Below are 23269 nucleotides of genomic sequence, written 5' to 3'. Positions count from 1 at the left end.
CGTAAAGGTGAAGTTATGAAATTATGTGGATTTGAAGCAGGGATCGACCAACCGTTTTTTTTGATTGCAGGTCCTTGCGTTATCGAAAGTGAACAATTGGCGTTGGATACCGCTGGCTACTTAAAAGAAGTGACCGAAAAGCTGGGCATTCCTTTTATTTATAAATCGAGCTTTGATAAAGCCAATCGATCATCGCATACCAGCTTTCGAGGTCCAGGGCTCGAAGAAGGCTTGCGAATATTGCAAGTTGTTAAAGATCAGCTAAAAGTGCCTGTCTTAACCGATGTGCATGAAGACACACCAATAAAAGAAGTGGCTGCAGTGGTTGACGTGATGCAAACGCCCGCATTTTTAGTGCGACAAACCAATTTTATTCAACGAGTGTGTGAAGCCGGTATTCCGGTGAATATCAAAAAAGGGCAGTTTCAGGCACCGTGGGATATGAAAAACGTAGTGAATAAAGCCAAAGCGACCGGTAACGAGCAAATTATGGTTTGTGAGCGCGGCGTGTGTTTTGGTTATAACACTTTGGTTTCTGATATGCGTGGATTAGCGATTATGCGTGAAACCGGTTGCCCGGTTGTGTTTGACGCAACCCATTCGGTACAGCAACCCGGCGGTATGGGCACCAGCTCAGGCGGGCAACGCGAATATGTGCCGGTATTGGCTCGTGCAGCGGTTGCGGCTGGTGTATCGGGTATTTTTATGGAAACACACCCTAATCCGGCAGAAGCAAAAAGCGATGGTCCGAATTCATTTCCGATGCATGAAATTGAATCGATGCTGGAAACTTTGAAGCAAATAGACACTTTAGTAAAAGCGAAACCGTTTGCTGAAGACCGTTTATTAAAAAAATAATGGAGTAAGAGTTCAAACTCTTTACCTTTCATCATTTAACCGAAATAACAGGATAGGAAAGCAATGTCGAAAATTGTTGATATTAAAGCTCGCGAAGTGCTTGACTCACGAGGTAACCCCACCGTAGAGGCTGATGTGATTCTGGAGTCTGGCGTAACCGGAAGTGCGTGTTCGCCTTCGGGAGCGTCAACCGGTTCTCGTGAAGCATTGGAGCTGCGAGACGGGGATAAAAGCCGCTATTTGGGTAAAGGTGTATTGAAAGCGGTTGCTAATATCAATAACGACATTCGTGAGGCCTTGGTTGGTCGATCTCTTGATGACTTAAATGCCATCGATCAAATCATGCTGGATCTCGATGGGACTGAAAACAAATCCAAGTTGGGTGCCAATGCAATACTGGCAGTCTCTTTGGCTGCTGCAAAAGCGGCTGCTGCGGATAAAGGGCTGGCTCTGTTTGAACACATCCATACCGGTAAATTTGCAATGCCAGTACCCATGATGAACATCATTAACGGCGGCGCACACGCGGATAACAACGTCGACATTCAAGAATTTATGATTTTGCCTGCTGGCGTTGAATCTTTCTCTGAAGCACTGCGTTGCGGCACCGAAATTTTTCACGCATTGCGCAGTGTATTAAAAGAGAAAGGATTGAATACGGCGGTAGGGGACGAAGGCGGCTTCGCACCCGATTTAGCGTCTAACGAAGAAGCGTTAGCGGCCATAGCCGAAGCGACCAAGCGTGCGGGTTATACATTGGGTAAAGACGTTTGGTTAGGGTTGGACGTTGCATCATCTGAGTTTTATAAAGACGGTCAATACCATTTGGCAGGTGAGAACAAATCGTTGTCTTCAGCGGAGTTTGTTGATTATCTCGCGGATTTGGTGGCTCGTTATCCGATCATTTCCATTGAAGACGGCATGGACGAAGGCGATTGGGACGGCTGGAAACTGTTAACTGAAAAATTAGGCGATAAAGTTCAACTGGTGGGTGACGATCTTTTTGTCACCAATACCAAAATTTTAAAAGAAGGAATCGATAAGGGTATTGCCAATTCCATTTTGATTAAAGTGAACCAAATTGGCACATTATCAGAGACTTTGGCAGCAATTAAGATGGCGCAAGACGCTGGCTATACGGCTGTGGTTTCCCATCGAAGTGGTGAAACCGAAGACGCAACCATTGCTGACTTAGCGGTAGCCACTGCTGCCGGTCAGATTAAAACTGGATCGCTTTGCCGCAGTGACCGAGTTGCAAAATACAACCAATTACTTAGAATTGAAGAAAAGCTGGGCGAAAAAGCCATTTATCCAGGCAAATCCGCTTTTAACTGTTTTAAGTAAACATCGGGTTTTGAAAGTAAGAAAGGAGCGGTTAACGGCTTCTTTCCTGCTGATCCGAAAGGTATCATTATGAAGTGGTGGGCAATACTGTTATTAATTCTGTTGGCGGGGTTACAAGTGCGCTTGTGGTCTCCTGATGGTGGTATTGCCGAACAACGCAAGCTCGAAGCACAGGTGGCGGAGCAAAAACACGCCAACCAACGCTTGCGCGCCCGTAATGACGAATTGATTAAGCAGGTAAAAGCGCTTCGTAATAATGATGAAGCCATTGAGCAGTACGCTCGATTGCACCTGGGAATGATAAAGCCGGGTGAAACCTTTTATCGTTTTGTTCCGACAAAGTCGCAATAAATCTTTTCAACGCTTAAATGAATCGCCCGCTTAGGCTCCATTGGTTTCCATGTGCAGGTTTCTATTCGACTCCTTCCGTTTATACGAGAATTTAAAGGATTATGGATATTTCCACTGAACCTGTTTGGGTGGTGATCCCCGCCGCCGGTAATGGCACACGCATGGAGTCGGAAACACCAAAACAGTTTCTGACATTGGCTGAACGCTCCGTTCTCAATTACTCCATCGATCTGTTTTACAAACACCCTTTAGTACGTGGAATCATTGTTGCGGCTTCAGCGTCGGATCCGCGCATTCATCATGCCATCGAAGATTATCGTGATAAGGTGCAAATTACTCCGGGTGGTGAACAGCGTATGGACTCCGTCATCAACGGATTGGGTTGGGTTAAGCGGCGTTGTGATCCTTCCGAGCGTAACTGGGTTATGGTGCATGATGCCGCGCGCCCATGTTTGGTCAAAAGTGATGTTGACGCATTGCTGGCGTCACGAAAAATTCATTTGCAAGGTGCTATCTTAGCCGCACCGGTAGTCGATACGTTGAAAAAAGTGGATCAACAACACATCGAGTCGACGGAAGATCGACGTTTGTTTATGCGCGCACTTACGCCTCAATTGGCACCGCTAAATGAACTCTACGACGCTTTGAACGATGCACGAAACAACCATTTTTACGTTACCGATGAAGCGCAGGCACTCGAGCGCGTCGGAATTAAAGTGGGCGTTGTTGAAGGACGTCGTGACAATATCAAAATTACCTATCCGGAAGACATTGCGCTCGCGGAGTTATTTTTAAAACAACAAATTAAAGCAGGATTGAGAGAACAGTTATGATCCGAATTGGTCACGGTTTCGATGCCCATAAGTTTGGCTCCGATAAACCTTTAGTGCTTGGTGGTGTTTTGTTTGAACATCAACCCGGCTTGCTGGCTCACTCTGACGGCGATGTGGTGTTGCACGCTATTTGCGATGCATTATTAGGAGCTGCTGCACTGGGTGATATTGGTCGGCATTTTTCCGATCAAGACGCGGCGTTTGAAAACATCGACAGCCGAGAGTTGTTACGACGTGTGGTTGCGATGCTACATCAGCGGCATTGGTATCCTGCAAACTTGGACATAACCATTGTTGCTCAAGCACCAAAAATGGCACCTCAAATTGAAGCGATGCGCGCAGTCATTGCAGATGATTGCCAGTGTGATGTCGATCAGGTAAACGTAAAAGCCACTACAACCGAAGGTATGGGGTATATTGGTCGTAAGGAAGGTATCGCCGTTCATGCCGTGACTCTTTTGGAAGCTCGCTCGTGACGGCCTTTTATCGAGCGTATGCATCGTCCATTTCCTCCGCGCTGTATAAGCAATCTCCGGAAGACTTTATCGTCGAGGAAGAGCTGTCTTTTGTGCCATCGGATGAAGGCGAGCACTGCTTTTTGTGGGTCGAAAAAGTTGGCGCAAATACGGTTTGGGTTGCGAAACAATTGGCGCGGCGTTTTGATGTCAAAGAAATGGCCGTTGGTTACGCTGGGCTTAAAGACAGGCATGCCATTACGCGACAATGGTTCAGTGTCCATATTCCAGGACAACCGCTTCCTCAGTCAATAGAGCCCGCTGAAGATTTCCGAGTACTCGCTATTACGCAAAACAGTAAAAAGTTGAAGCGAGGAGCCATTAAACGGAATCAATTTACGCTCGTACTGCGTGAAGTAAAAGGAGACCAGGTTGCGATTGACCAGCATTTATCATCGATAAAAAAAAGCGGGTTTCCGAACTACTTTGGCGAACAGCGATTTGGTCACGAAGCCAAGAATGTTGAAAAAGCCATCGCTATGCTTAACGGTGAGCGGCGAGTTAAAAAGCATCAGCGGTCGATTTATTTATCCGCCTTACGTTCGTGGTTTTTTAATCAATATTTAAGTCATCGAGTTGAGCAACAGAGTTGGAACTCTCCAACTACAGAGGATCGCTTAATGTTAGAAGGCAGTCACTCCTTTTTCGAGTATGACGATTCAGACCTAACCGTTTTGGAACGGTTAGTACAGGGAGATTTGCATATAGCGGGGCCACTACCGGGCTCTGATTTTAGGCAAAACTACCCACAACTGGAACGCAAAATGTACGAACATTGGCAGCCTTATGCCGAACAGCTGGATAAAATACCCGTGAAGACCGATTGGCGCGCTTTGCGAGTGTTACCAACGGATATGCACTGGCAATGGCAAGATGAGCAAACATTGCAGTTGAGTTTTGCGTTGCCCAGCGGTTGTTATGCCAGTGGGTTATTGATGGAGTTAGGAGAAGTAACTGATGCATCGCAAAGCAAAGCGACTTCGTAAGAAACGAGCAAATTAAAGGCGTTGTTAAGACATTAAAAAAATAGAGCGAATATGAAAATTTTACTGAGTAACGATGACGGTTATTTTGCTCCAGGTTTAATTTGTTTGCATGGTCATTTATCGCAGCACCATGAAGTGACTGTTGTGGCACCGGATCGAAATTGCAGTGGTGCATCCAACTCGCTTACGTTGGAAGTGCCTATTCGCGTGAAGCAAACTGAGTCGGGTTTTTATTCGGTGACGGGTACACCAACCGACTGCGTGCATGTTGGTACTTACCACGTTATGGACAAGGCGCCCGATATCGTGATTGCCGGTGTGAACAGTGGTGCTAATTTGGGTGATGATGTACTTTACTCTGGCACTGTCGCTGCTGCGATGGAGGGGCGTTCCCTGGGTTTTTCGGCGATTGCTGTTTCACTGGTAGGGCGTGAGTTACGTCACTTTGATACCGCGGCGCAAGTGGTTGTTCATATTTTAAAACGATTAAAAAACAATCCTTTGCCGAGCGATAAAATTTTGAACGTTAACGTGCCCGACATTCCTTTTGAAGAAATTGCCGGATATCGATTAACGCGTTTGGGAAGTCGCCACAGAGCTGATACTATTGTACCTGCAGAAGATCCCAAGGGGCGCAGAGTGTACTGGTTAGGCCCAACGCCTGACGTGCAGGATGACTCCGAAGGGACAGATTTTAATGCGGTCGAGAGAGGGTATGTGTCGATTACACCCATTTCGGTTGATCTCACCGCTTACGAATGTTTTGAACAAGTTGGGGATTGGATTTCTGAGTTATGAATTCTATTCAGCTGAGCGGAATTGGAATGACTTCGCAACGTACGCGGGAACGCCTGGTTAAACGTCTTCAAGATGAAGGCATCCGTAACCCGCAGGTGCTACAGATCATCAGTACAACACCACGCCATTTGTTTGTGGATGAAGCACTTTCTCATCGTGCGTACGAAGATACTGCATTACCTATTGGAATGGGGCAAACCATTTCTCAACCCTTTATTGTGGCGCGCATGAGCGAGCTGTTGCTTGAGAGTGGCTCGCTCGACAAGGTGCTTGAAATTGGTACGGGTTCTGGTTACCAAACAGCTATTTTGGCGCAAATGTTCAATGAAGTGTATACCGTAGAGCGCATTGGGCCGTTGCAGCGAATGGCCCAAAAGCGACTCAGAAACCTGCGAGCATTCAACGTGTATTACCAACACGGCGATGGATTTTTGGGGTGGAAAGATAAATCACCTTTCGATGCCATCATTGTAACCGCGGCACCGGAATCGGTACCGCCGCCACTCATCGAGCAGTTAGCCGAAGGGGGACGCATGGTGATCCCGGTTGGACGACAGGATGGGGTCCAGGAGCTGCTACTGTTACAAAAGCAAGGTGGCGAATTAACCGAGTTGAAACTGGAAAAAGTCCGGTTTGTTCCTTTAGTAACGGGTACGGTAAGTTAAACTGCTTTCAATGAGCCATCATTAATCCAGAGTTGATTCGAAACCGTTAAACCTTGAGTCGATATAAAAGGAGTGAATATCGACGGCACCGTTCTCTTTCCTGTCATTTCTGATTTTAGAGTCGAATAACAACATGAAAATTTTCAGTCCTTTGTATGAAAAATGTTTAAAGTGGGCCGCGCATCGTCATGCGGTTTATTACCTCAGTGGTATGAGTGTCGCTGAGTCGATATTTTTCCCTGTACCTGTTGACGTTATGTTGGCACCCATGGCACTCGCAAAAAAAGAGCGCGCCTGGTTTTACGCGACCGTTTGTACATTGACCAGTGTTGTCGGGGGAGTGATCGGGTACTTACTGGGGTATTTGGCTTTTGATTCGCTGGTTTTACCCGTGCTTGAATCAGCAGGCTATATGCCACGTTATGAAAGAGTCGTCGACTGGTTTGAGGCTTACGGTGTCTGGGTTGTGTTTATAGCGGGCTTTTCCCCTATCCCCTATAAGTTGTTTACCCTGAGCGCAGGTGCGCTGCATATGGCATTGTTGCCGTTTCTGGTGGCTTCGATAATCGGTCGAGCCGGTCGATTTTATCTCGTTGCAGCCATCATGTATTGGGGTGGGGAAGCTATCGATAAAAAATTGAAGCAGACCGTTGACTGGTTGGGTTGGATAGTGATTTTGCTTGCGATAGCCGGTTATTTGTTGTACAAATATTTATAGTTAAATAAATCATGGAGTTACCGTAAATTCTTAAAGTAAATATTTAAAAAGTGAATGGGGTATTTACAGTCATTAAGAAGTGGGTATGCTCTGCAAGTAAGAAGTGCCGTTTCAATCAGGTGTTGTTCAGTGACCGGTAACATCCAACAGACAAGCAAGCTGGCTATGATCGCTCTCGTGGTAGGTTATTTGCTGGGTTGCAGTCACTCTATTCCGGCACCGGTGGTCAACTTATCTTCTCATCCAGCCAACGCGTCGGATGCATTATCGGACTCTCCACATTCTGAATTACCCTCCTTTTATGAAGTTGTGCTTGGCGACACGCTTTACTCGATTGCCTGGCGATTTGGAGTCGATTATCGTCAATTGGCTGAAATTAATGCAATTGAAAATGATTATCGAATTTATCCCGGACAAAAGCTGCGTTTTGCGTCGCATCAAATTCCCTATCAAGCAGAAGACTTTGACGGCGCTAAACTACAGGTCGCTGTTCGTGAGGCTTTGGGCTTGCCTATACAAGTGAATACGAGTGATAAATCGTCTGGTAATGGTCAACAACAGGTAAGCAGTTACTCTCGCCAAAAGGATACAGAAACAGTAAAAAGAATAAAAAACAGTCGAGAAAGATTAAAAAGTACTCGACAAGTGCCTACAAAATCGGTTAAAGGTCAATCAACAGCAACCGAAATTAGCCAGTGGTATTGGCCTGTGAAGGGGCCCATTATCGCTAAGTTTTCGCGAGAACTGCATGGCAACAAAGGGCTGGATATATCCGGTAACCTTGGACAGCCAGTGAGAGCTGCCGCATCAGGTCGTGTCGTTTATCGCGGAAATGCACTGAAAGGTTATGGCAACTTAATCATCGTTAAACATAATGATGACTTTTTAAGTGCATACGCTCACAACAGTCGAATTCATGTCCAGGAAAACGAAATTGTTAAAGCTGGGCAAGTTATTGCCGATATAGGAAACAGTGGTACGGACCAAAATAAATTACATTTTGAAATTCGTTACCGTGGTAAGCCTGTTGACCCAATAATGTACTTACCAAAACTATAAAAGAAATACAGTTTGTTCCGAGTGGGTTTGCCGAATGGAACTGAAGCAACCGGCCCGGTAAATTAAACGGCAAAATGCCGTGTATTTTAGTGGAGAGGTGAGTTATGAGCAAACAACAAGAAAAGCTGTACGAGAGCGATGTTGTAGAAGCCTCAGAAAACGAATCGCTGTCTGATTCTTTGTCTGAAGAATACGCTGAATACCATAAGGTCCATGAAAAATCCCTAGATGCCACTCAGTTATACTTAGGTGAGATTGGTATCAACGCTTTGTTAACCGCAGAAGAAGAAGTTTTCTACGCCCGAAAAGCACAACGTGGTTGTGATAAATCTCGTGCCAAAATGATCGAAAGTAATTTGCGTTTGGTGGTGAAAATTGCCCGTCGTTATACCAACCGTGGATTAGCATTATTGGATCTCATTGAAGAAGGCAATTTAGGGTTGATTCGTGCCGTAGAAAAATTCGATCCTGAACGTGGTTTTCGCTTTTCTACCTATGCTACTTGGTGGATCAGGCAAACGATAGAACGCGCGATTATGAATCAAACGCGCACCATCCGGTTACCCATTCATGTGGTAAAAGAATTGAATGTTTACTTACGTGCATCACGCGAATTGGCCCAATCTCTCGATCATGAGCCAACCGCTGAAGAAATTGCCGAGAAGCTGGATAAACCGGTCGAAGATGTTTCAAGACTACTAGGATTAAATGAACGTATTGCATCCGTCGATACACCATTTATGTCGGATTCCGAAAAGTCGTTATTAGAAACCATTGCTGATGAACGCGATATGGGACCTGCAGAACAATTGCAGGACGATGATCTTAAATTGAATATTGAGCATTGGTTAGGTGAGTTAGGTGAAAAACAACGAGAAGTTATTGCGCGTCGTTTTGGTTTGTTGAATTACGAACCTTCAACGTTGGAAGAAGTAGGCGTTGAAATCGGTTTAACTCGCGAACGTGTACGTCAAATTCAAGTTGAAGCACTTCGCCGACTGAGACACATTTTGGAAAAGCAGGGACTGTCGCTGGAAGCACTGTTCAAGTCCTAATGATGTTTTAAGTTTCAAATTGCTGTAAAAAGATACACCTCCCAAAAAGCCTGCTTTGCAGGCTTTTTTATTGTCTATTGTTTTCTATTGGTTACAATACTCACACTTCAAACAGCACTCTAAATGTATGACTCTGAAACTTGAATCTTTCGAAAGCTTGTATCAACGAGCGGTAAATCGAAAAGGCAGTGAGCAATCGTTACAGCAATTACTTGGGCAACCTTTGCCTGTAAAAAAGCTGGAAAAAATCGCAGATAGTGAAATACTCGCTGAATTTACCAAAAAAGTTTTTCAGTCCGGTTTTGTTTGGCGAGTCGTGGAAAACAAATGGCCTTCATTTGAAGAAGTATTTTTTAATTTTGATATTGAAAAAATATTAATGATACCGCCCGATATGTTGGAGCGTAAAGCGAGTGATAAACGTATTATTCGAAACTTACGAAAAGTTAAAAGCATTCAAAATAATGCATTGATGATCGATGAAATTGCAAAGTCTCAAGGGAGTTGTGCCAAGTGGATTGCACATTGGCCCAGTAATAATATTGTTGGTTTGTGGTTAGAATTGAAACGACGCGGTGATCGGTTGGGTGGCAATACCGGACCTTATAGTTTACGCAGTATTGGGAAAGATACTTTTTTGCTCACTCGAGATGTGGAAGCTTACTTTAGAAATCATAAACTGATTGATGGTGGGTTAACGAGTAAAAAGTCTTTGGAGAAAATTCAATCATGTTTTAATCAGTGGCAGGATGAGTCGGGGCTTCCCTTACAGCAGCTGAGTCAGATTGTTGCTTTTGGAGTGGGTGAGAATTGGGTTTGATTTTTATTGTTTTGGTTTCGCACACAGCATAGCGGTGCGAAACCAAAAAACAAAAACTAATCTAAATCGTCAGTCCTATGGGACTTCCACAAAGTCTCCTGAGAATTAGAAGCACGCCCCAAAATCCGGCAACACACAAACAGAAAATCAGACAAGCGATTCAAATACTTCTGGCCTAATAAATTGATCGTTTCTTCCGAAGCCAAAGTCACCACACGACGTTCTGCCCGACGACAGACCGTACGAGCAAGGTGACAGCAAGCCGTAGCCATGTCGCCTTTCGGTAAAATAAATTCTTTTAACGGTGGAAGTGTATCGTTCAGTTCTTCTACCCAAGCTTCCAGCTTGGTTAAATCTTCTTCTTTAACCAATTGATATTCTGGCATTGCCAATTCGCCGCCGAGATTAAATAAAATATGCTGAATGGCTTCGAGTTTTTCGGCAATGGTTAGGTCAATAGGATGAGCGATTACCATGCCAATAGTGGAGTTGAGTTCGTCAACTGTCCCTATCGCTTCAATACGCGCGGAGTCTTTGGCAACACGCTTATTTTGGCTGATGCCAGTAGTGCCGTCATCGCCGGTTTTGGTTACAAGTTTAGAAAGTCGGTTTCCCATTTTGTATGCATCACTAAAATGATTCGGTGATGCATTGTAAACCTTTATGGATGAAAATAAAAAAGAGCGACGAATCGCTCTTCAATATTATTTTATAACTTGTCGGTTTGACTACTCAACGGCGCTCTCTGTCTGTACCGGCTCTAAAATGTTACCGTCGCTGTTCTCTTGAATTTGCGATTTATTGGGACGATTGTCCGCAACCATTTCTCCAGCATCGAGAATTTCGATGTTGCTGGGCTGATCTTCATCCAGCCACACCAATACATCGTAATAGCGTCGGATGTTTGTTACATACTCAACGGGCTCATCACCACGTGCGTAACCGTATCGGGTTTGTTTATAATGTTTTTTCTGCTTAAGCAAGGGTAGCCTTTCTTTTACATCGACCCATTTATCCGGATCTCCGCCTTGTCGTTCGGTAATAATACGTGCGTCTTCAAGATGACCGTAACCAATGTTATAGGCGGCCAACGCCAGCCAGGTACGATCGGGTTCTGTAATGCGGTCTGGTAGTCGAGCACGCATTTTTTTGAAGTACTCAGCGCCTCCTTCAATACTTTGCTTTGGATCAAGTCGGCTTTTGATGCCAAGTTGCTTGGCGGTATTTAACGTCAACATCATTAAGCCGCGCACACCGGTATGAGACTTTGCTTTTGGGTTCCAGTGGGACTCCTGATACCCCATTGCTGCCAGTAATCGCCAGTCGAGCTCTTCTCCTGCTGCGGATTCAAACAAGGGTTGATACTTTTCCAGTTCGGATTGCGCCGCTTTCATAAACGTTCGGGCACCGACATAATCAAATTCATCAACGTGACCGTAGTATTGGTCGATCAGTTGGGCAATTTTTCCACTTTGTTGCTGTTGCCCGAAAAAAGTGACCATTTCGCTAAATAAGGAATAGTCCCCATCTTTAGGTAAGGCCCAGGCTAAGTGTTGAGGTTCACCAACCGTAAAAGCGATAGCGAGTTCGGTTTTAAAGCGACGGTTTAGATCCAGTTCGACCGAGTCGGTAATGGTGTAGTCGATGGTTTCATCAAGCACCATGTCCAAAAGTTCTTCACTGGTGTGTTCGTCGGTTTCTCGCCAGCTTAATTGTGGAAATTGGCTTTTTACATCCAAAAGCATGGAAGAGTGACTCGAGTTCGCAACCACGCGTAAGTCACCTTGCAATTGACCGAAATGACGTGGCCAGGCTTTGCCTTGTTTGAAAACCAGTTTGGCGGAAATTTCTTGGTAGGGTGGGCCAAAAAGATACTTTTGTTTTCGATCGTCCGTTGCTGAAAGCCCTGCTGCAGCCATATCGACCATGCCATCGTCGAGCGCTTTAAAAATCTGACCGATACTGTCCTCGGTCTCAAAAACCGGCGTTACGCCAAGATAGTCTGCAAATGCGGTCGCTAACTCATATTCAAGGCCAGCTGGACCATCTTTCTGAACGTAATAAGTCGTAGGACTATTGCGAGTTACAATGCGCAACATACCCGATCGCTTTACTTTCTCGAGTTTGCTTAATTGAGGTTCCTGACAACCCGTTAGCAATATGCCTAGGGGAAGCGCCAGTAAAAATGTGAGTAAATATGTAGGTATTTGTCGCAAACTGTCACCAAACTTCGTTAATTGCGTCCAACTATGATGCATACTTTCGGAATCCTTGAGTGAGATTATGGTCCCTGCGTTAGCTAAATTATCGGCGCTCAAAGCGGTAATCGCAAGTTTTTCGTGTGTAAAAATTAACCTTGCTTGTCTGAATTTAGGCTGAATTCCGGGAAATATAGGAGCTGGAAACGAGGTACGAGGAGGTTGATTTGGCTGGTTTAAAACCGAATTTAAGACTCAGTCATTCGGTATTTTTATCAAAATATGTGCTTGTGAGTACATGATTAATACCATTTAGTTATTAAAAGCCAGTGAGAGCGACAATCTTTCATTCAACTATTAAGCTTATCATTGGACGTATTGACCCCAACGAATGAGTGCCAAACAGTCAACTGGCTCTTATCAAGTCGGAGCTTTTCGAGTAGAATTGGCGCTCATTTTATCCCCGACTGCGAACGAGAGTGAATCACATGCTGATCCTGCGTGGTGCCCCCGCTTTTTCTGAATTCCGTTTAGCCAAATTCCTTTCCAATTGCCACAGCAATGGCCTCAAACTAAAAGAAATATACGCCGAGTTCGTACACTTTGCCGATGTCGACGGAAGCTTGTCGGATGATGAAATGGCTGTATTGGAGCGTCTTTTGACCTATGGGCCCGCAATTCCGGCACATGAGCCTCAAGGCTCCTTGCAAGTGGTTGTTCCTAGGCCGGGGACAATCTCTCCTTGGTCATCGAAAGCATCCGATATCGCTCACAATTGCGGATTAACGAAAGTAAAGCGACTTGAGCGTGGCATTGCTTTTTATCTGGTGAATGAGAAAGAAGAGCCGCTTTCTGAAGACGAATTGCAAAAAGCCAGAACATTTATTCACGATCGTATGGTTGAAGCAGTACTTTCCGGCTTTGACGCGGCCGAAGTCTTGTTTAAAGCGGAGACTCCTAAGCCTTTTATGCGTGTTGATATTCTGAAAGGTGGACGCGAGGCATTAGTAAAGGCGAATGGTGATTTAGGGTTGGCGTTGGCGGACGATGAAATTGACTACCTGGTAGAGCGCTTTAACGAACTGCAGCGAAATCCGAGCGATGTTGAGCTGATGATGTTTGCTCAAGCCAATTCAGAGCATTGTCGCCACAAGATTTTCAATGCGTCTTGGACCATCGACGGTAAAGAGCAAGACTTGTCGTTGTTCAAGATGATAAAAAACACCTACGAAGTTGGTCACGAAGGCGTGTTGTCTGCGTATCGTGATAATGCTGCCGTCATTGAAGGATTCGAGCAACCTAGGTTGTGGCCCGATGCTGACACCCACGAATACGAGTACCATTTAGAACCCGTCCATATTTTGATGAAAGTGGAGACTCACAACCATCCAACAGCGATTTCACCCTATCCGGGTGCTGCTACCGGTTCAGGTGGAGAAATCCGTGATGAAGGGGCGACCGGCATTGGTGGCAAGCCGAAGGTTGGCCTTACTGGTTTTACGGTATCGAATTTAAACATCCCAGGGTTTGAGCAACCTTGGGAAGTTGATTACGGCAAACCCGATCGAATTGTGTCTGCGTTAGACATTATGATTGAAGGGCCATTGGGTGGTGCCGCATTTAATAATGAGTTTGGCCGACCCAATGTGTGCGGTTATTTCCGAACCTATGAGCAAGCGCATGAATTCAGTTACGGCAAGGAAGTTCGCGGGTACCACAAACCGATAATGATCGCTGGCGGGATGGGGAATATTCGCGCGCAACACGTTGAGAAGAACGAAATTAAACCGGGCTATAAAGTGGTTGTCTTGGGTGGACCCGCGATGCTCATTGGGTTAGGCGGTGGTGCGGCGTCTTCAATGGCCTCGGGATCCAGCCTGGAAGATTTGGACTTTGCATCCGTACAACGCGACAACCCAGAAATTGAGCGTCGCTGTCAGGAAGTCATCGATACTTGTTGGTCCATGGATCACAACCCCATTGAGTTTATTCACGATGTTGGTGCCGGTGGCCTGTCCAATGCAATCCCCGAGCTGGTTCACGATGGTGAACGCGGCGGAAAGTTCGAGTTACGCCGTGTACCGAACGATGAGCCCGGCATGAGTCCGGTAGAAATATGGTGTAATGAAGCACAAGAAAGATATGTACTGGCTGTCGCTCCGGAAAATGTCGAGCGTTTTACGGCTATTTGTGAACGCGAGCGTTGTCCCTTTGCGATTGTTGGCGAAGCAACCGAAGCGTTGCACCTGTCATTAAATGACGAACACTTTGATAATCAACCTATCGATCTGCCCATGGATGTCCTTTTTGGCAAGCCACCGAAAATGCATCGAGAAGTGACGTCGGCAAAAACAACCAAAAATCCATTATCGATCAATGCCGATGTCAATGAAGCATTGAATCGTGTATTGGCGCTTCCGGCAGTAGCGGATAAAACCTTTCTGATTACCATTGGTGACCGAACGGTCGGTGGATTGGTCAGTCGCGATCAAATGGTTGGTCCTTGGCAAATTCCAGTTGCCGACTGCGCGATAACCGCTTCTACCTTACAAGCTTACACTGGTGAAGCCATGGCGATGGGTGAACGCACGCCGGCCGCTTTGTTAAATTACGGTGCGTCGGCGCGTATGGCGGTGGGTGAGGCAGTCACCAATATTGCGGCTGCGCGAATTGCTCAACTGTCTAACGTTCGATTATCGGCGAATTGGATGTGCGCTGCGGGTTTTGAAGGCGAGGATGCCGGGCTCTATGAAGCAGTGAAAGCGGTGGGTATGGAATTGTGTCCCCAATTAGGCATTACCATTCCGGTCGGTAAGGACTCCATGTCAATGCGTACTTTATGGCAAGAAGGGGACGAGCAAAAATCAGTGACCGCACCCATGTCGTTAATCATAACGGCGTTCGCACCGGTGCAAGATATTCGCAAAAGTTTAACACCGCAATTACGTACCGATAAAGGTGATACGCAGCTGCTATTAATTGATTTGGGCGGCGGTAAAAACCGCTTAGGCGCAACGGCGTTAGCGCAAGTTTTCAATCAATTGGGTGATGAAACCGCCGATGTGGACAGTGCAGAACAATTAAAAGGCTTCTTCGATGCGATTCAGTCGTTAAATGAAGCGGGAATGATTCACGCTTATCACGATCGGAGTGACGGTGGCTTGGCTACAACGCTGATTGAAATGGCATTTGCTGGTCATTGTGGTTTGAACATTGACTTATCTTCTTTAAATGATGATGCATTTGGTGTGTTGTTTAACGAAGAGCTTGGAGCTGTGATTCAAATTGATTCCAATAATTTGAAACAGGTAGAGCGGGTTTTTTCTGATAATGGTCTGACTGATCAAGTGCATTCCATTGGCAGTATTACTGATAATAAGCAAATCAACATCCAACACAATGGCAACACCTGGTTAAATCGAGAGCTCAACGATCTTCGCGCTATTTGGTCGGCTACCACTTACCAAATGCAAAAGCTGCGTGATAATCCGGAATGTGCTGAGCAGGAGCATCAGGCTAGATTAGATATTCATAACCCTGGGTTGCAACCGAAACTTTCTTTCGATATTAACGACGATATTACGGCTGGTTTGGCTCAACAAAATAAGCCCAAAGTGGCCATTTTGAGAGAGCAGGGAGTCAACAGCCATTTGGAAATGGCTGCGGCGTTTATTAAAGCAGGCTTTACGGCCATTGACGTTCACATGAGCGATATTTTAACTGGCCGCGTGACGCTCGACTCGTTTAAAGGCTTGGTTGCTTGTGGTGGCTTTTCATACGGCGACGTTCTTGGCGCTGGTGAAGGTTGGGCCAAATCCATTTTATTTAATGCGGTGGCTCGCGAGCAGTTTGAAAGCTTCTTTAAGCGCGAAGATACTTTCACTCTGGGGATTTGTAATGGGTGTCAGATGCTTTCTAATCTGAAAGAATTGATCCCTGGAGCCGATCATTGGCCGCATTTTGTGCGCAATAAGTCGGAGCAGTTTGAGGCGCGTTTCGCGATGGTGAAAGTGGAAAAATCCCCCTCGATCTTTATGCAGGGTATGGAAGGATCGCATATTCCGATCGCGGTGTCTCATGGCGAAGGGCGTGCGGAGTTCAAAACGAATGACCAGGCGAATAAAACCAATACTTCCGGTTTGGTTGTGGCACGTTTTATCGACAACTATGGTCATGAAACCGATCACTATCCAGCAAATCCGAATGGTTCACCGTTTGGAATCACGGCACTTACCAATGACGATGGTCGAGTAACGATCATGATGCCCCATCCGGAACGTGTACAGCGCAGCGTGCAAAATTCCTGGGTGCCCGATGAGTGGGGCGAAGACGGTCCGTGGGTTCGTATGTTCCGTAATGCCCGTGTTTGGGTTGGGTAACGAGATAAAGAAGTCTCAAATTAAAAAGTCAGCAAATTGCTGGCTTTTTCGCTTATAGAACGACAAGCTAACGGCTTTCGGTTTGAAAAACATTCCGCGCTTTTTAACCATTGGGTGCATATTCCGAGTTTGCACATTCAACCGAAAAAATAGTTTTCGCTCGAGGTGTGTCTGATGAAGCGCGGTTGCAATACCCGTCGCACCTGAGATTCAGGTGTAAGAACTGCCTGAATTTTCGTTTCTGACAAGGCGCGACGAAGTTGCATGGCTGATCCCAGTCAGGAGGAGTAACGCGGTCAAGGACGAAAAGGCGGGTGTTTATAAAACTTAAAACTCAGACGCTTCGGGTATATAATCGCTTCCTCTTTAAACTCTAACTTCGATTACCATGCTTTCAAAACTGTTCAAGCCCAAATGGCAGCATAAGGATAAATCTCAACGCAAGGTCGCAATTGAAGGGTTGGATCCCGCGCAGCAATTGCAAACATTAGTGACCATTGTTGAAACCGAAGCATTACCAGAGCTGCGACAGTTGGCACTGGAAAAAATCAACGATAGAACCGCATTGATTCAGTTATTAGCGGATACTTCTCATCCTTCAGACTGGGTTTTGATCGCTGACCAGCTATTACAACATCAACACATAACGGTTGAACGGTTAACCGGAGAGTTTGAAAAACAACGAAGTCAATGGCCTGCTTTTAATATCATCGATGTGATTGCTGGTTGCCCCAATTTAGACTTATCGCGCGCACTGTTAAACAGCATAAAAGACACCATCGACTGGGTACAGCTGGTTAATCGAGCCAAAAGTTTTGAACTCAAACTTGAAGCTGTCGAGTGCGTTAGTGACATTGAACAGTTGCAGGAACTGCAAAAATCGGCAACGCATAAGCAAGTAGTACAAGTCATTCGCCAAAAATTAACCGAAATTAGGCAGGAACAAAAACTGCAAACGGAGACAAAAGAAACTGCGGATCAGGTGATCGTTGCCTTATCGCGATTAGCGAAGTTGCCTTGGGACAATCAGTTGGAAGGCAAAATGATTTCTTTGGAAAAGAAATGGAGTCAACTCGACTCCCAGTGGCTGACCGAAAAGCACTCGGCTTACCAAGAAGCGTTGTCCGCTTGTCAGGCCATTTTGGAAGCTAATCGCCAGCAAATGCTGACGCAAATGCAACAACAAGCCGCACTGACGAAACAAAAGCAGTTGTGTGAGCAACTCGAACATTTGATCAACGAACTTAAAACGGAAAGTCTTGATTCGGTGCAGTCTATTAAAGATGCCTTGTCAATTCTCGATAAAAACTGGCAGCAGTTGGCGGAAGAATTTAAAGTCGATGCTGAGTTGAGTGGGCAATATCAAGGACGTAAACAAACGCTGGAAAACTATTTTGACCATTGGAACCGATTCGAACAAAACAAACCCCAATTTGAAGAACTGATAGCTCAATTACCGATTGAAGGGTTTTCAGGTTATAAAGAGTGGCTCAATCGCTGGCGGAAATTATCTCGCACTTTGCATTGGCTAAACGACTTACAAATTCCACAAGCGTTACAACAGTGGCAAGAGCAATACCAATCGGTTGAAAAACACTATCAATCACTATTACAAAAACAAAAATCAAAGCTGAGTTATTTGCAAAATAAAGTTCGCGAACTTTCACGACAAATAAAACAAAAAAACTTAATTGCCGCAAATAAACTTTATAACTACATTCAACATCAATACTCAATGCTCGATGAAAGCTTCCAACATCGTGCAGACCGCGCCCTGGAAAAAGTTGTGGACGACTTACAAGAGCTGAGAGATTGGCACAAGTTTGCAACAGAACCTAAAAAGCAAGACCTGTGCGAACAAATGAGGCAACTGGCTAAACAATCCATGTCGGCCACTGAACGAGCAAAAAAAGTGCGAGCGTTGCAACACCAGTGGCAGGAGTTAACCGCATCGGATACGGAAGTCGATCAAGCTTATTGGAATGAATTTAAACAAGCCGCAGATGAAGCTTACCAGCCCTGTTTAGAGTACTACCGTCAACAGGATGCAATTAAAGCGGATAACTTACAAAAGGCAATGGCTTTTTGTCAGCAACTGGAAGATAAGTACTCCACTACCGATTGGAGCAATCCTAATTGGAAAATACTGGATGGTTGGATGAAAGACATTGAAAAACAATGGCGTGAATTTCAACCTGTTCCACAAGAAGAGAAAAAAGTGTTGAGCCAGCGCTTTCATGAAGCAAAACGTGTTTTTCAGAATAAATTAAAGCAGCATAAACAAGAAAACTTGGAAGCGCGTGAAGTATTAATTGAACGAGCGAAAAAGCTCCAAAAACTTGACGACTTAGAACAAGCCGTTGAGCAAGCGAAGCGTTTGCAACAACAATGGAAAGAGTGTGGCATTACTTTTTTTAAAGCTGATCGTCAAACTTGGTCCGACTTTAGGGCGATTATGGATGACGTTTTTGCTCGTCGAGATGCTGCGTATAAAGCCCAAAAGCAACAGCTCCACGATAATGTAAATCGATTGAAGTCGCTTACCGAGCAAGTTGCGCAATTGGCGAAGCTTGACGACGATGAGCTGAAACACAGTTACGATTCTTTTGAGCAACTCAAGCAAAGCTGGCAGGGCGATGAAGCGCTACCAGAAAAACAAAAACGTCAATTACTGCAGCAATTCGATAATGCATGTCGACAATATCAACATCAATTTGATGGTATTGGTGAGCGAGCTAAAGCTTTGCAATGGGAAATCTTTAAAGAGTTTATTCATGATATTAACGCTTGCGAAACACACATTTTGGCTGGAACCCAAGCCGATGTCTCCGAGTTAGAGTCCAAGTTAAGTCAGTTGGATGAAAGCGTTGATGATAATCTTACACAAGTTTTAGCCGCACGGTTGAATTCGTTAAAATTGGGCTCTGTGAAAGCGCCTGAAAATGAAGACACTTTATTGGACTTAATTTTGCAAGCTGAGATCATAGCGCAGGTTGAGTCTCCGCAAGCTTATAAAGCGCAGCGTATGGAAAAGCAATTAAGTTTACTGGCTGATACGATAGGACAAAGCATCAGTAAACCAGAGCAACAAAAGCAAGTTAAGGCGCTTTATTTAAAGGCATCGTCTATTGCATTGATTGCGCCGGAAACCCGAAAGTTGGTCGAGGAACGGTTCGATACGGTTTTTAGTGCTTTTAAACAAAAAAAGTAAGAGAATGCCTTGAAGTAAGAGCGTATTTACATTGTTGCAGAAGCGCGGTTGAGCGAGTGAATTGCGGCTTCGAGTACTGGTAACCGCAGGGGCAGTATGGCATAGTTAAGCCCATTGAAACTTGTGGCTTAAGCGTTAATGTCGATTAAATTTTCATCATCTGCAGAAAAGGATTTCTGGCAACAACAAGCAACTGCTTTACTCAATGGCATTCGTCGTGGTTTGGAAAAAGAAAGCTTGCGCATCTCTCCCGCGGGGCTGATTGCACAAACACCTCATCCTAAAGCGTTAGGCTCAACGCTTACCCATCGATACATCACTACTGATTATTCTGAAGCACTGTTAGAGTTTATAACCCCGCCTAGCACCGAGTTAGGGCAACCATTAAAGTGGTTGCATTACATCCATCAATTTGTTTATCAACATTTGGGCAATGAACTGTTGTGGGCAACCAGTATGCCTTGTGTCATGGGTGAGGAAAAAGACATTCCGATTGCTTATTACGGGACATCTAACAGTGGTCGTATGAAAAGTGTTTATCGAGAAGGCCTTGGCCATCGATACGGTCGTTTTATGCAAACCATTGCTGGTGTTCACTATAACTTTTCGTTGCCTGATGAGCTTTGGCAAGCGTTACATCAACTGACTGATTCAAAACAAACGCTACAAGATTTTAAGTCTGAACGCTATATGGGAATGATCCGAAACTTTTTACGCAATTGTTGGATCATTCCCTTTTTATTTGGGGCATCTCCTGCATTATGTGAGAGTTTTATTAAGGGGCGACCGACTCGTTTGGAGCAATTAATTCCGGGAACACGTTATGGAAAATTTGCCACGTCACTGCGAATGAGTGATTTAGGTTATCATAATAATGTGCAGTCACGTTTAAAAGTCTGTACCAACTCTTTGCCGCAATACATTGCTGATTTGGAACACGCCATTCGTACAGAAGATCCTTATTATCAGTCCATCGGGGTAAAGGTTGACGGCAACTATCGGCAACTTAACGACAATGTATTGCAAATTGAGAATGAGTTTTATAGCAACATTCGGCCTAAGCGTACTACTCAGTCGGGTGAAAGACCATCTAAAGCACTGCGTAATCGAGGCGTGGAATATATTGAAGTTCGTGTATTAGATATTAATCCTTTCAGCCCTGTCGGTATTTCACAGCAACAAATGGATTTTTTGGATGTGTTCTTATTGCATTGTTTGATAACCGACTCACCACCCATCACAGAACGGGAAGAAGCCGAAAATACCAAGAATTTTTCACGTGTCGTAAAAGGTGGACGTGATCCGGAACTGTACCTTTGGAAAAATAATAAACAAGTTTCGCTTACGGAAGTGGCGAAGCAATTATTTTCTGAGTTTTCATTTTCAGCCACGCTTCTTGATAAAGCGTATCAGGTTGAGCAGTTCAGCCAAGTATTAAGTTTGCTCAGTACTCAAATTGAACAAGCGGAACAAACGCTGTCTGGTCAGGTCGTTCATATAATAGAAAAACGAAAAGATGGCTTTTTCCCATTTGCTTTTGAGCTTTCAAAAAATTATGCGAAGCAACTAATGTCGGAGCCGCTACCTGCCGATATTCAATCTCAGTTTGAGGAAGAAGCGCAGCGTTCACTTGCTGCACAGAAAGAAATAGAGCAAAGTGATACACGCACGTTTGAACAGTTTTTAGCGGATTATTTTGCGGACTGATTGAAAATAATTAAAGCGGTTAAGTTGCGGCATGCAATGTATAGTCGCTCTAACGAAAGCGTATGCTTGAACGCATCGGATGTATCCGTGTTCGCTTGTAGAAACTTTCTTTAGAAGCAATAAGAAGATTCAAAAGCGTTTAACAAAGAAATAACAACGTCTAATACCAAGCAATAACACTAACAAATCATTTGGGGCACAACATGTCTACAGCGACATTATCAACGTTTATTTTTTATCTCGCACTGATGATGGGAATTGGGGTTTGGGCCTATTTTCAAACGCGAAACCTTTCCGATTATATTTTAGGTGGGCGAAAACTCGGTAGTTTGGTTACGGCATTAAGCGCCAGTGCATCCGATATGAGTGGCTGGCTGCTGTTAGGATTACCCGGCGCCATTTATGCCAGTGGTTTAAGTGAAATGTGGATCGCGCTGGGGCTTGCCATTGGTGCTTATTTTAATTGGCGAATTACCGCGCCCAGGTTACGTGTTTATACCGAAGCGGTTGATAATGCGATCACATTACCGGATTATTTAAGCGGACGTTTTGAAGATAATTCAAATATGCTGCGTGTTATTTCGGCGATGGTGATCCTTGTCTTTTTTACTGTATACGTGGCTTCTGGATTAACCGCTGGTGCAAAACTATTTGAAGCCTCATTCGCAATGGATTATCACATTGCACTCGTGGTCGGCGCTTTGGTGATTGTAAGCTATACGTTTATCGGTGGATTTTTAGCGGTAAGTTGGACTGATGTTGTACAAGGGTTATTAATGGTAACCGCTCTCGTAATTGCACCGCTTGTGATGGTTTATGAAGTAGGGGGGTTATCCGATGCACAAACAACCATTGCAACCGTCGATGGTTCAAAATCGGACTGGTTTAATGGTCAATCGGCTTCTGATTATTTGCTTTCTATCAGTTTCTTTTCGTTGATGGCTTGGGGACTTGGTTATTACGGACAACCGCATTTACTTGCTCGTTTCATGGCGGCGAGATCCGTTCAGCATGTGCATCAAGCACGTCGCATTGCTATGAGTTGGATGATTGTCAGTATGATGGGAGCCCTGCTCGTGGGTTATTTTGCAATCGGTTATTTTCATGGAAGCGAATATCAATCGTTATTGACTGAAGACAGTGAGAAGGTTTTTATTCTTGCGACTCAAGTATTGTTTAATCCGTGGGTAGCTGGATTTTTGTTGGCTGCCATTCTCGCTGCCGTAATGAGTACGATTGATTCGCAACTGCTAGTAAGCTCCAGCGCAGTGACTGAAGATTTTTATCGTGTATTTTTGCGCAAACATGCGAGTGACTCGGAACTGGTGTGGGTAGGCAGAGTTGCCGTGTTAGTTATCGCAATGATCGCGACTTTAATCGCCACAGATAAAGACTCAAAAGTATTGAGTTTAGTGAGTAATGCTTGGGCGGGATTTGGTTCAGCATTCGGTCCGGTTATTTTACTCAGTTTAACCTGGAAGGGTATGACACGAAATGGTGCGTTAGCCGGTATGATCACTGGTGCATTAACCGTAATTTTGTGGGTGACGTTCAAAAAAGAGGTTGGTGGAATGATGGCCGAGACTTATGAAATGATACCCGGTGTTATTTTAGCGACGATTGCGATAGTTTTAGCGTCGCGAACACAACGTCCGTCTGTTCCTATGTGTGAAACTTTTGAAAGAGTGCAACGCGCCTTGAATTAAAGGGGGCGAGGTACTGAAGCGAGGAATCAAAAAGAATTATTTCGAATGCAACATTTTTGACGATTT

Annotated in this window: 18 protein-coding genes; 16 read left to right on the top strand and 2 right to left on the bottom strand. The window is 44.8% G+C overall.

Annotated elements, in window-relative coordinates; translation table 11 throughout:
- Positions 1-15: 15 nt before the first annotated feature.
- The 12 genes from kdsA to ACTUJY_RS13880 all read left to right on the top strand — a co-directional run bounded on the left by kdsA (position 16) and on the right by ACTUJY_RS13880 (position 10002).
- Complete coding sequence (gene kdsA, locus ACTUJY_RS13935) at positions 16-858, top strand: 3-deoxy-8-phosphooctulonate synthase (protein ID WP_463616713.1); 843 nt, start codon at positions 16-18, stop codon at positions 856-858.
- A gap of 63 nt (positions 859-921) precedes the next feature.
- Complete coding sequence (gene eno / locus ACTUJY_RS13930; protein WP_463616712.1) at positions 922-2202, top strand: phosphopyruvate hydratase; 1281 nt, start codon at positions 922-924, stop codon at positions 2200-2202.
- Positions 2203-2271: 69 nt separating this feature from the next.
- Positions 2272-2553, top strand: coding sequence for a septum formation initiator family protein (locus tag ACTUJY_RS13925; RefSeq protein WP_463616711.1), 282 nt, complete (start codon positions 2272-2274; stop codon positions 2551-2553).
- 101 nt (positions 2554-2654) lie between these two features.
- A complete protein-coding gene (ispD, locus tag ACTUJY_RS13920; protein ID WP_463616710.1) occupies positions 2655-3386 on the top strand; it encodes a 2-C-methyl-D-erythritol 4-phosphate cytidylyltransferase in 732 nt (243 codons plus the stop codon).
- Entirely contained in the window at positions 3383-3862 is a 480-nt protein-coding gene (gene ispF / locus ACTUJY_RS13915; protein WP_463616709.1) for a 2-C-methyl-D-erythritol 2,4-cyclodiphosphate synthase, read from the top strand. Before ispD ends, ispF begins: the two co-directional genes overlap by 4 nt.
- On the top strand, positions 3859-4887 hold the full coding sequence (gene truD, locus ACTUJY_RS13910) for a tRNA pseudouridine(13) synthase TruD (protein WP_463616708.1): 1029 nt from the start codon (positions 3859-3861) through the stop codon (positions 4885-4887). The genes ispF and truD overlap by 4 nt, the downstream gene beginning before the upstream one ends.
- A gap of 51 nt (positions 4888-4938) precedes the next feature.
- Positions 4939-5685 (top strand): 5'/3'-nucleotidase SurE, encoded by a 747-nt coding sequence (gene surE / locus ACTUJY_RS13905; RefSeq protein WP_463616707.1) that lies wholly within the window; start codon positions 4939-4941, stop codon positions 5683-5685.
- Positions 5682-6350 (top strand): protein-L-isoaspartate(D-aspartate) O-methyltransferase, encoded by a 669-nt coding sequence (locus tag ACTUJY_RS13900; RefSeq protein ID WP_463616706.1) that lies wholly within the window; start codon positions 5682-5684, stop codon positions 6348-6350. The genes surE and ACTUJY_RS13900 overlap by 4 nt, the downstream gene beginning before the upstream one ends.
- A 133-nt stretch (positions 6351-6483) precedes the next feature.
- Positions 6484-7068: a YqaA family protein gene (locus ACTUJY_RS13895; protein WP_463616705.1), complete on the top strand. Its 585-nt coding sequence runs from the start codon at positions 6484-6486 to the stop codon at positions 7066-7068.
- A 129-nt stretch (positions 7069-7197) separates the two neighbouring features.
- Positions 7198-8127 (top strand): peptidoglycan DD-metalloendopeptidase family protein, encoded by a 930-nt coding sequence (locus tag ACTUJY_RS13890; protein WP_463616704.1) that lies wholly within the window; start codon positions 7198-7200, stop codon positions 8125-8127.
- A 104-nt stretch (positions 8128-8231) separates the two neighbouring features.
- Positions 8232-9182: an RNA polymerase sigma factor RpoS gene (gene rpoS / locus ACTUJY_RS13885; protein ID WP_463616703.1), complete on the top strand. Its 951-nt coding sequence runs from the start codon at positions 8232-8234 to the stop codon at positions 9180-9182.
- A gap of 127 nt (positions 9183-9309) precedes the next feature.
- A complete protein-coding gene (locus tag ACTUJY_RS13880; protein WP_463616702.1) occupies positions 9310-10002 on the top strand; it encodes a DNA-3-methyladenine glycosylase I in 693 nt (230 codons plus the stop codon).
- A 56-nt stretch (positions 10003-10058) separates the two neighbouring features.
- Here the strand turns inward: ACTUJY_RS13880 and ACTUJY_RS13875 are convergent, their stop codons facing one another.
- Positions 10059-10619 (bottom strand): cob(I)yrinic acid a,c-diamide adenosyltransferase, encoded by a 561-nt coding sequence (locus tag ACTUJY_RS13875; protein ID WP_463616701.1) that lies wholly within the window; start codon positions 10617-10619, stop codon positions 10059-10061.
- Between the two features lie 111 nt (positions 10620-10730).
- The gene (mltF, locus tag ACTUJY_RS13870) at positions 10731-12260 is read right to left on the bottom strand and encodes a membrane-bound lytic murein transglycosylase MltF (RefSeq protein ID WP_463616700.1); all 1530 of its coding nucleotides are present in this window, start codon (positions 12258-12260) and stop codon (positions 10731-10733) included.
- Between the two features lie 428 nt (positions 12261-12688).
- Here mltF and purL point away from each other — a divergent pair, with 428 nt between their 5' ends.
- From purL to putP, 4 genes are all read left to right on the top strand, one after another.
- A complete protein-coding gene (gene purL, locus ACTUJY_RS13865; protein WP_463616699.1) occupies positions 12689-16579 on the top strand; it encodes a phosphoribosylformylglycinamidine synthase in 3891 nt (1296 codons plus the stop codon).
- A gap of 388 nt (positions 16580-16967) precedes the next feature.
- On the top strand, positions 16968-19790 hold the full coding sequence (locus ACTUJY_RS13860) for a DUF349 domain-containing protein (protein WP_463616698.1): 2823 nt from the start codon (positions 16968-16970) through the stop codon (positions 19788-19790).
- Positions 19791-19928: 138 nt separating this feature from the next.
- A complete protein-coding gene (gene gshA, locus ACTUJY_RS13855) occupies positions 19929-21497 on the top strand; it encodes a glutamate--cysteine ligase (RefSeq protein ID WP_463616697.1) in 1569 nt (522 codons plus the stop codon).
- 203 nt (positions 21498-21700) lie between these two features.
- On the top strand, positions 21701-23203 hold the full coding sequence (gene putP, locus ACTUJY_RS13850) for a sodium/proline symporter PutP (RefSeq protein ID WP_463616696.1): 1503 nt from the start codon (positions 21701-21703) through the stop codon (positions 23201-23203).
- The last annotated feature ends 66 nt before the right edge of the window (positions 23204-23269 follow it).

The organism is Pleionea sp. WD8-19 (assembly GCF_055326765.1).
The sequence above is the reverse complement of the archived record's forward strand: the minus strand, read 5'-3'. Positions and strand labels throughout refer to the sequence as shown.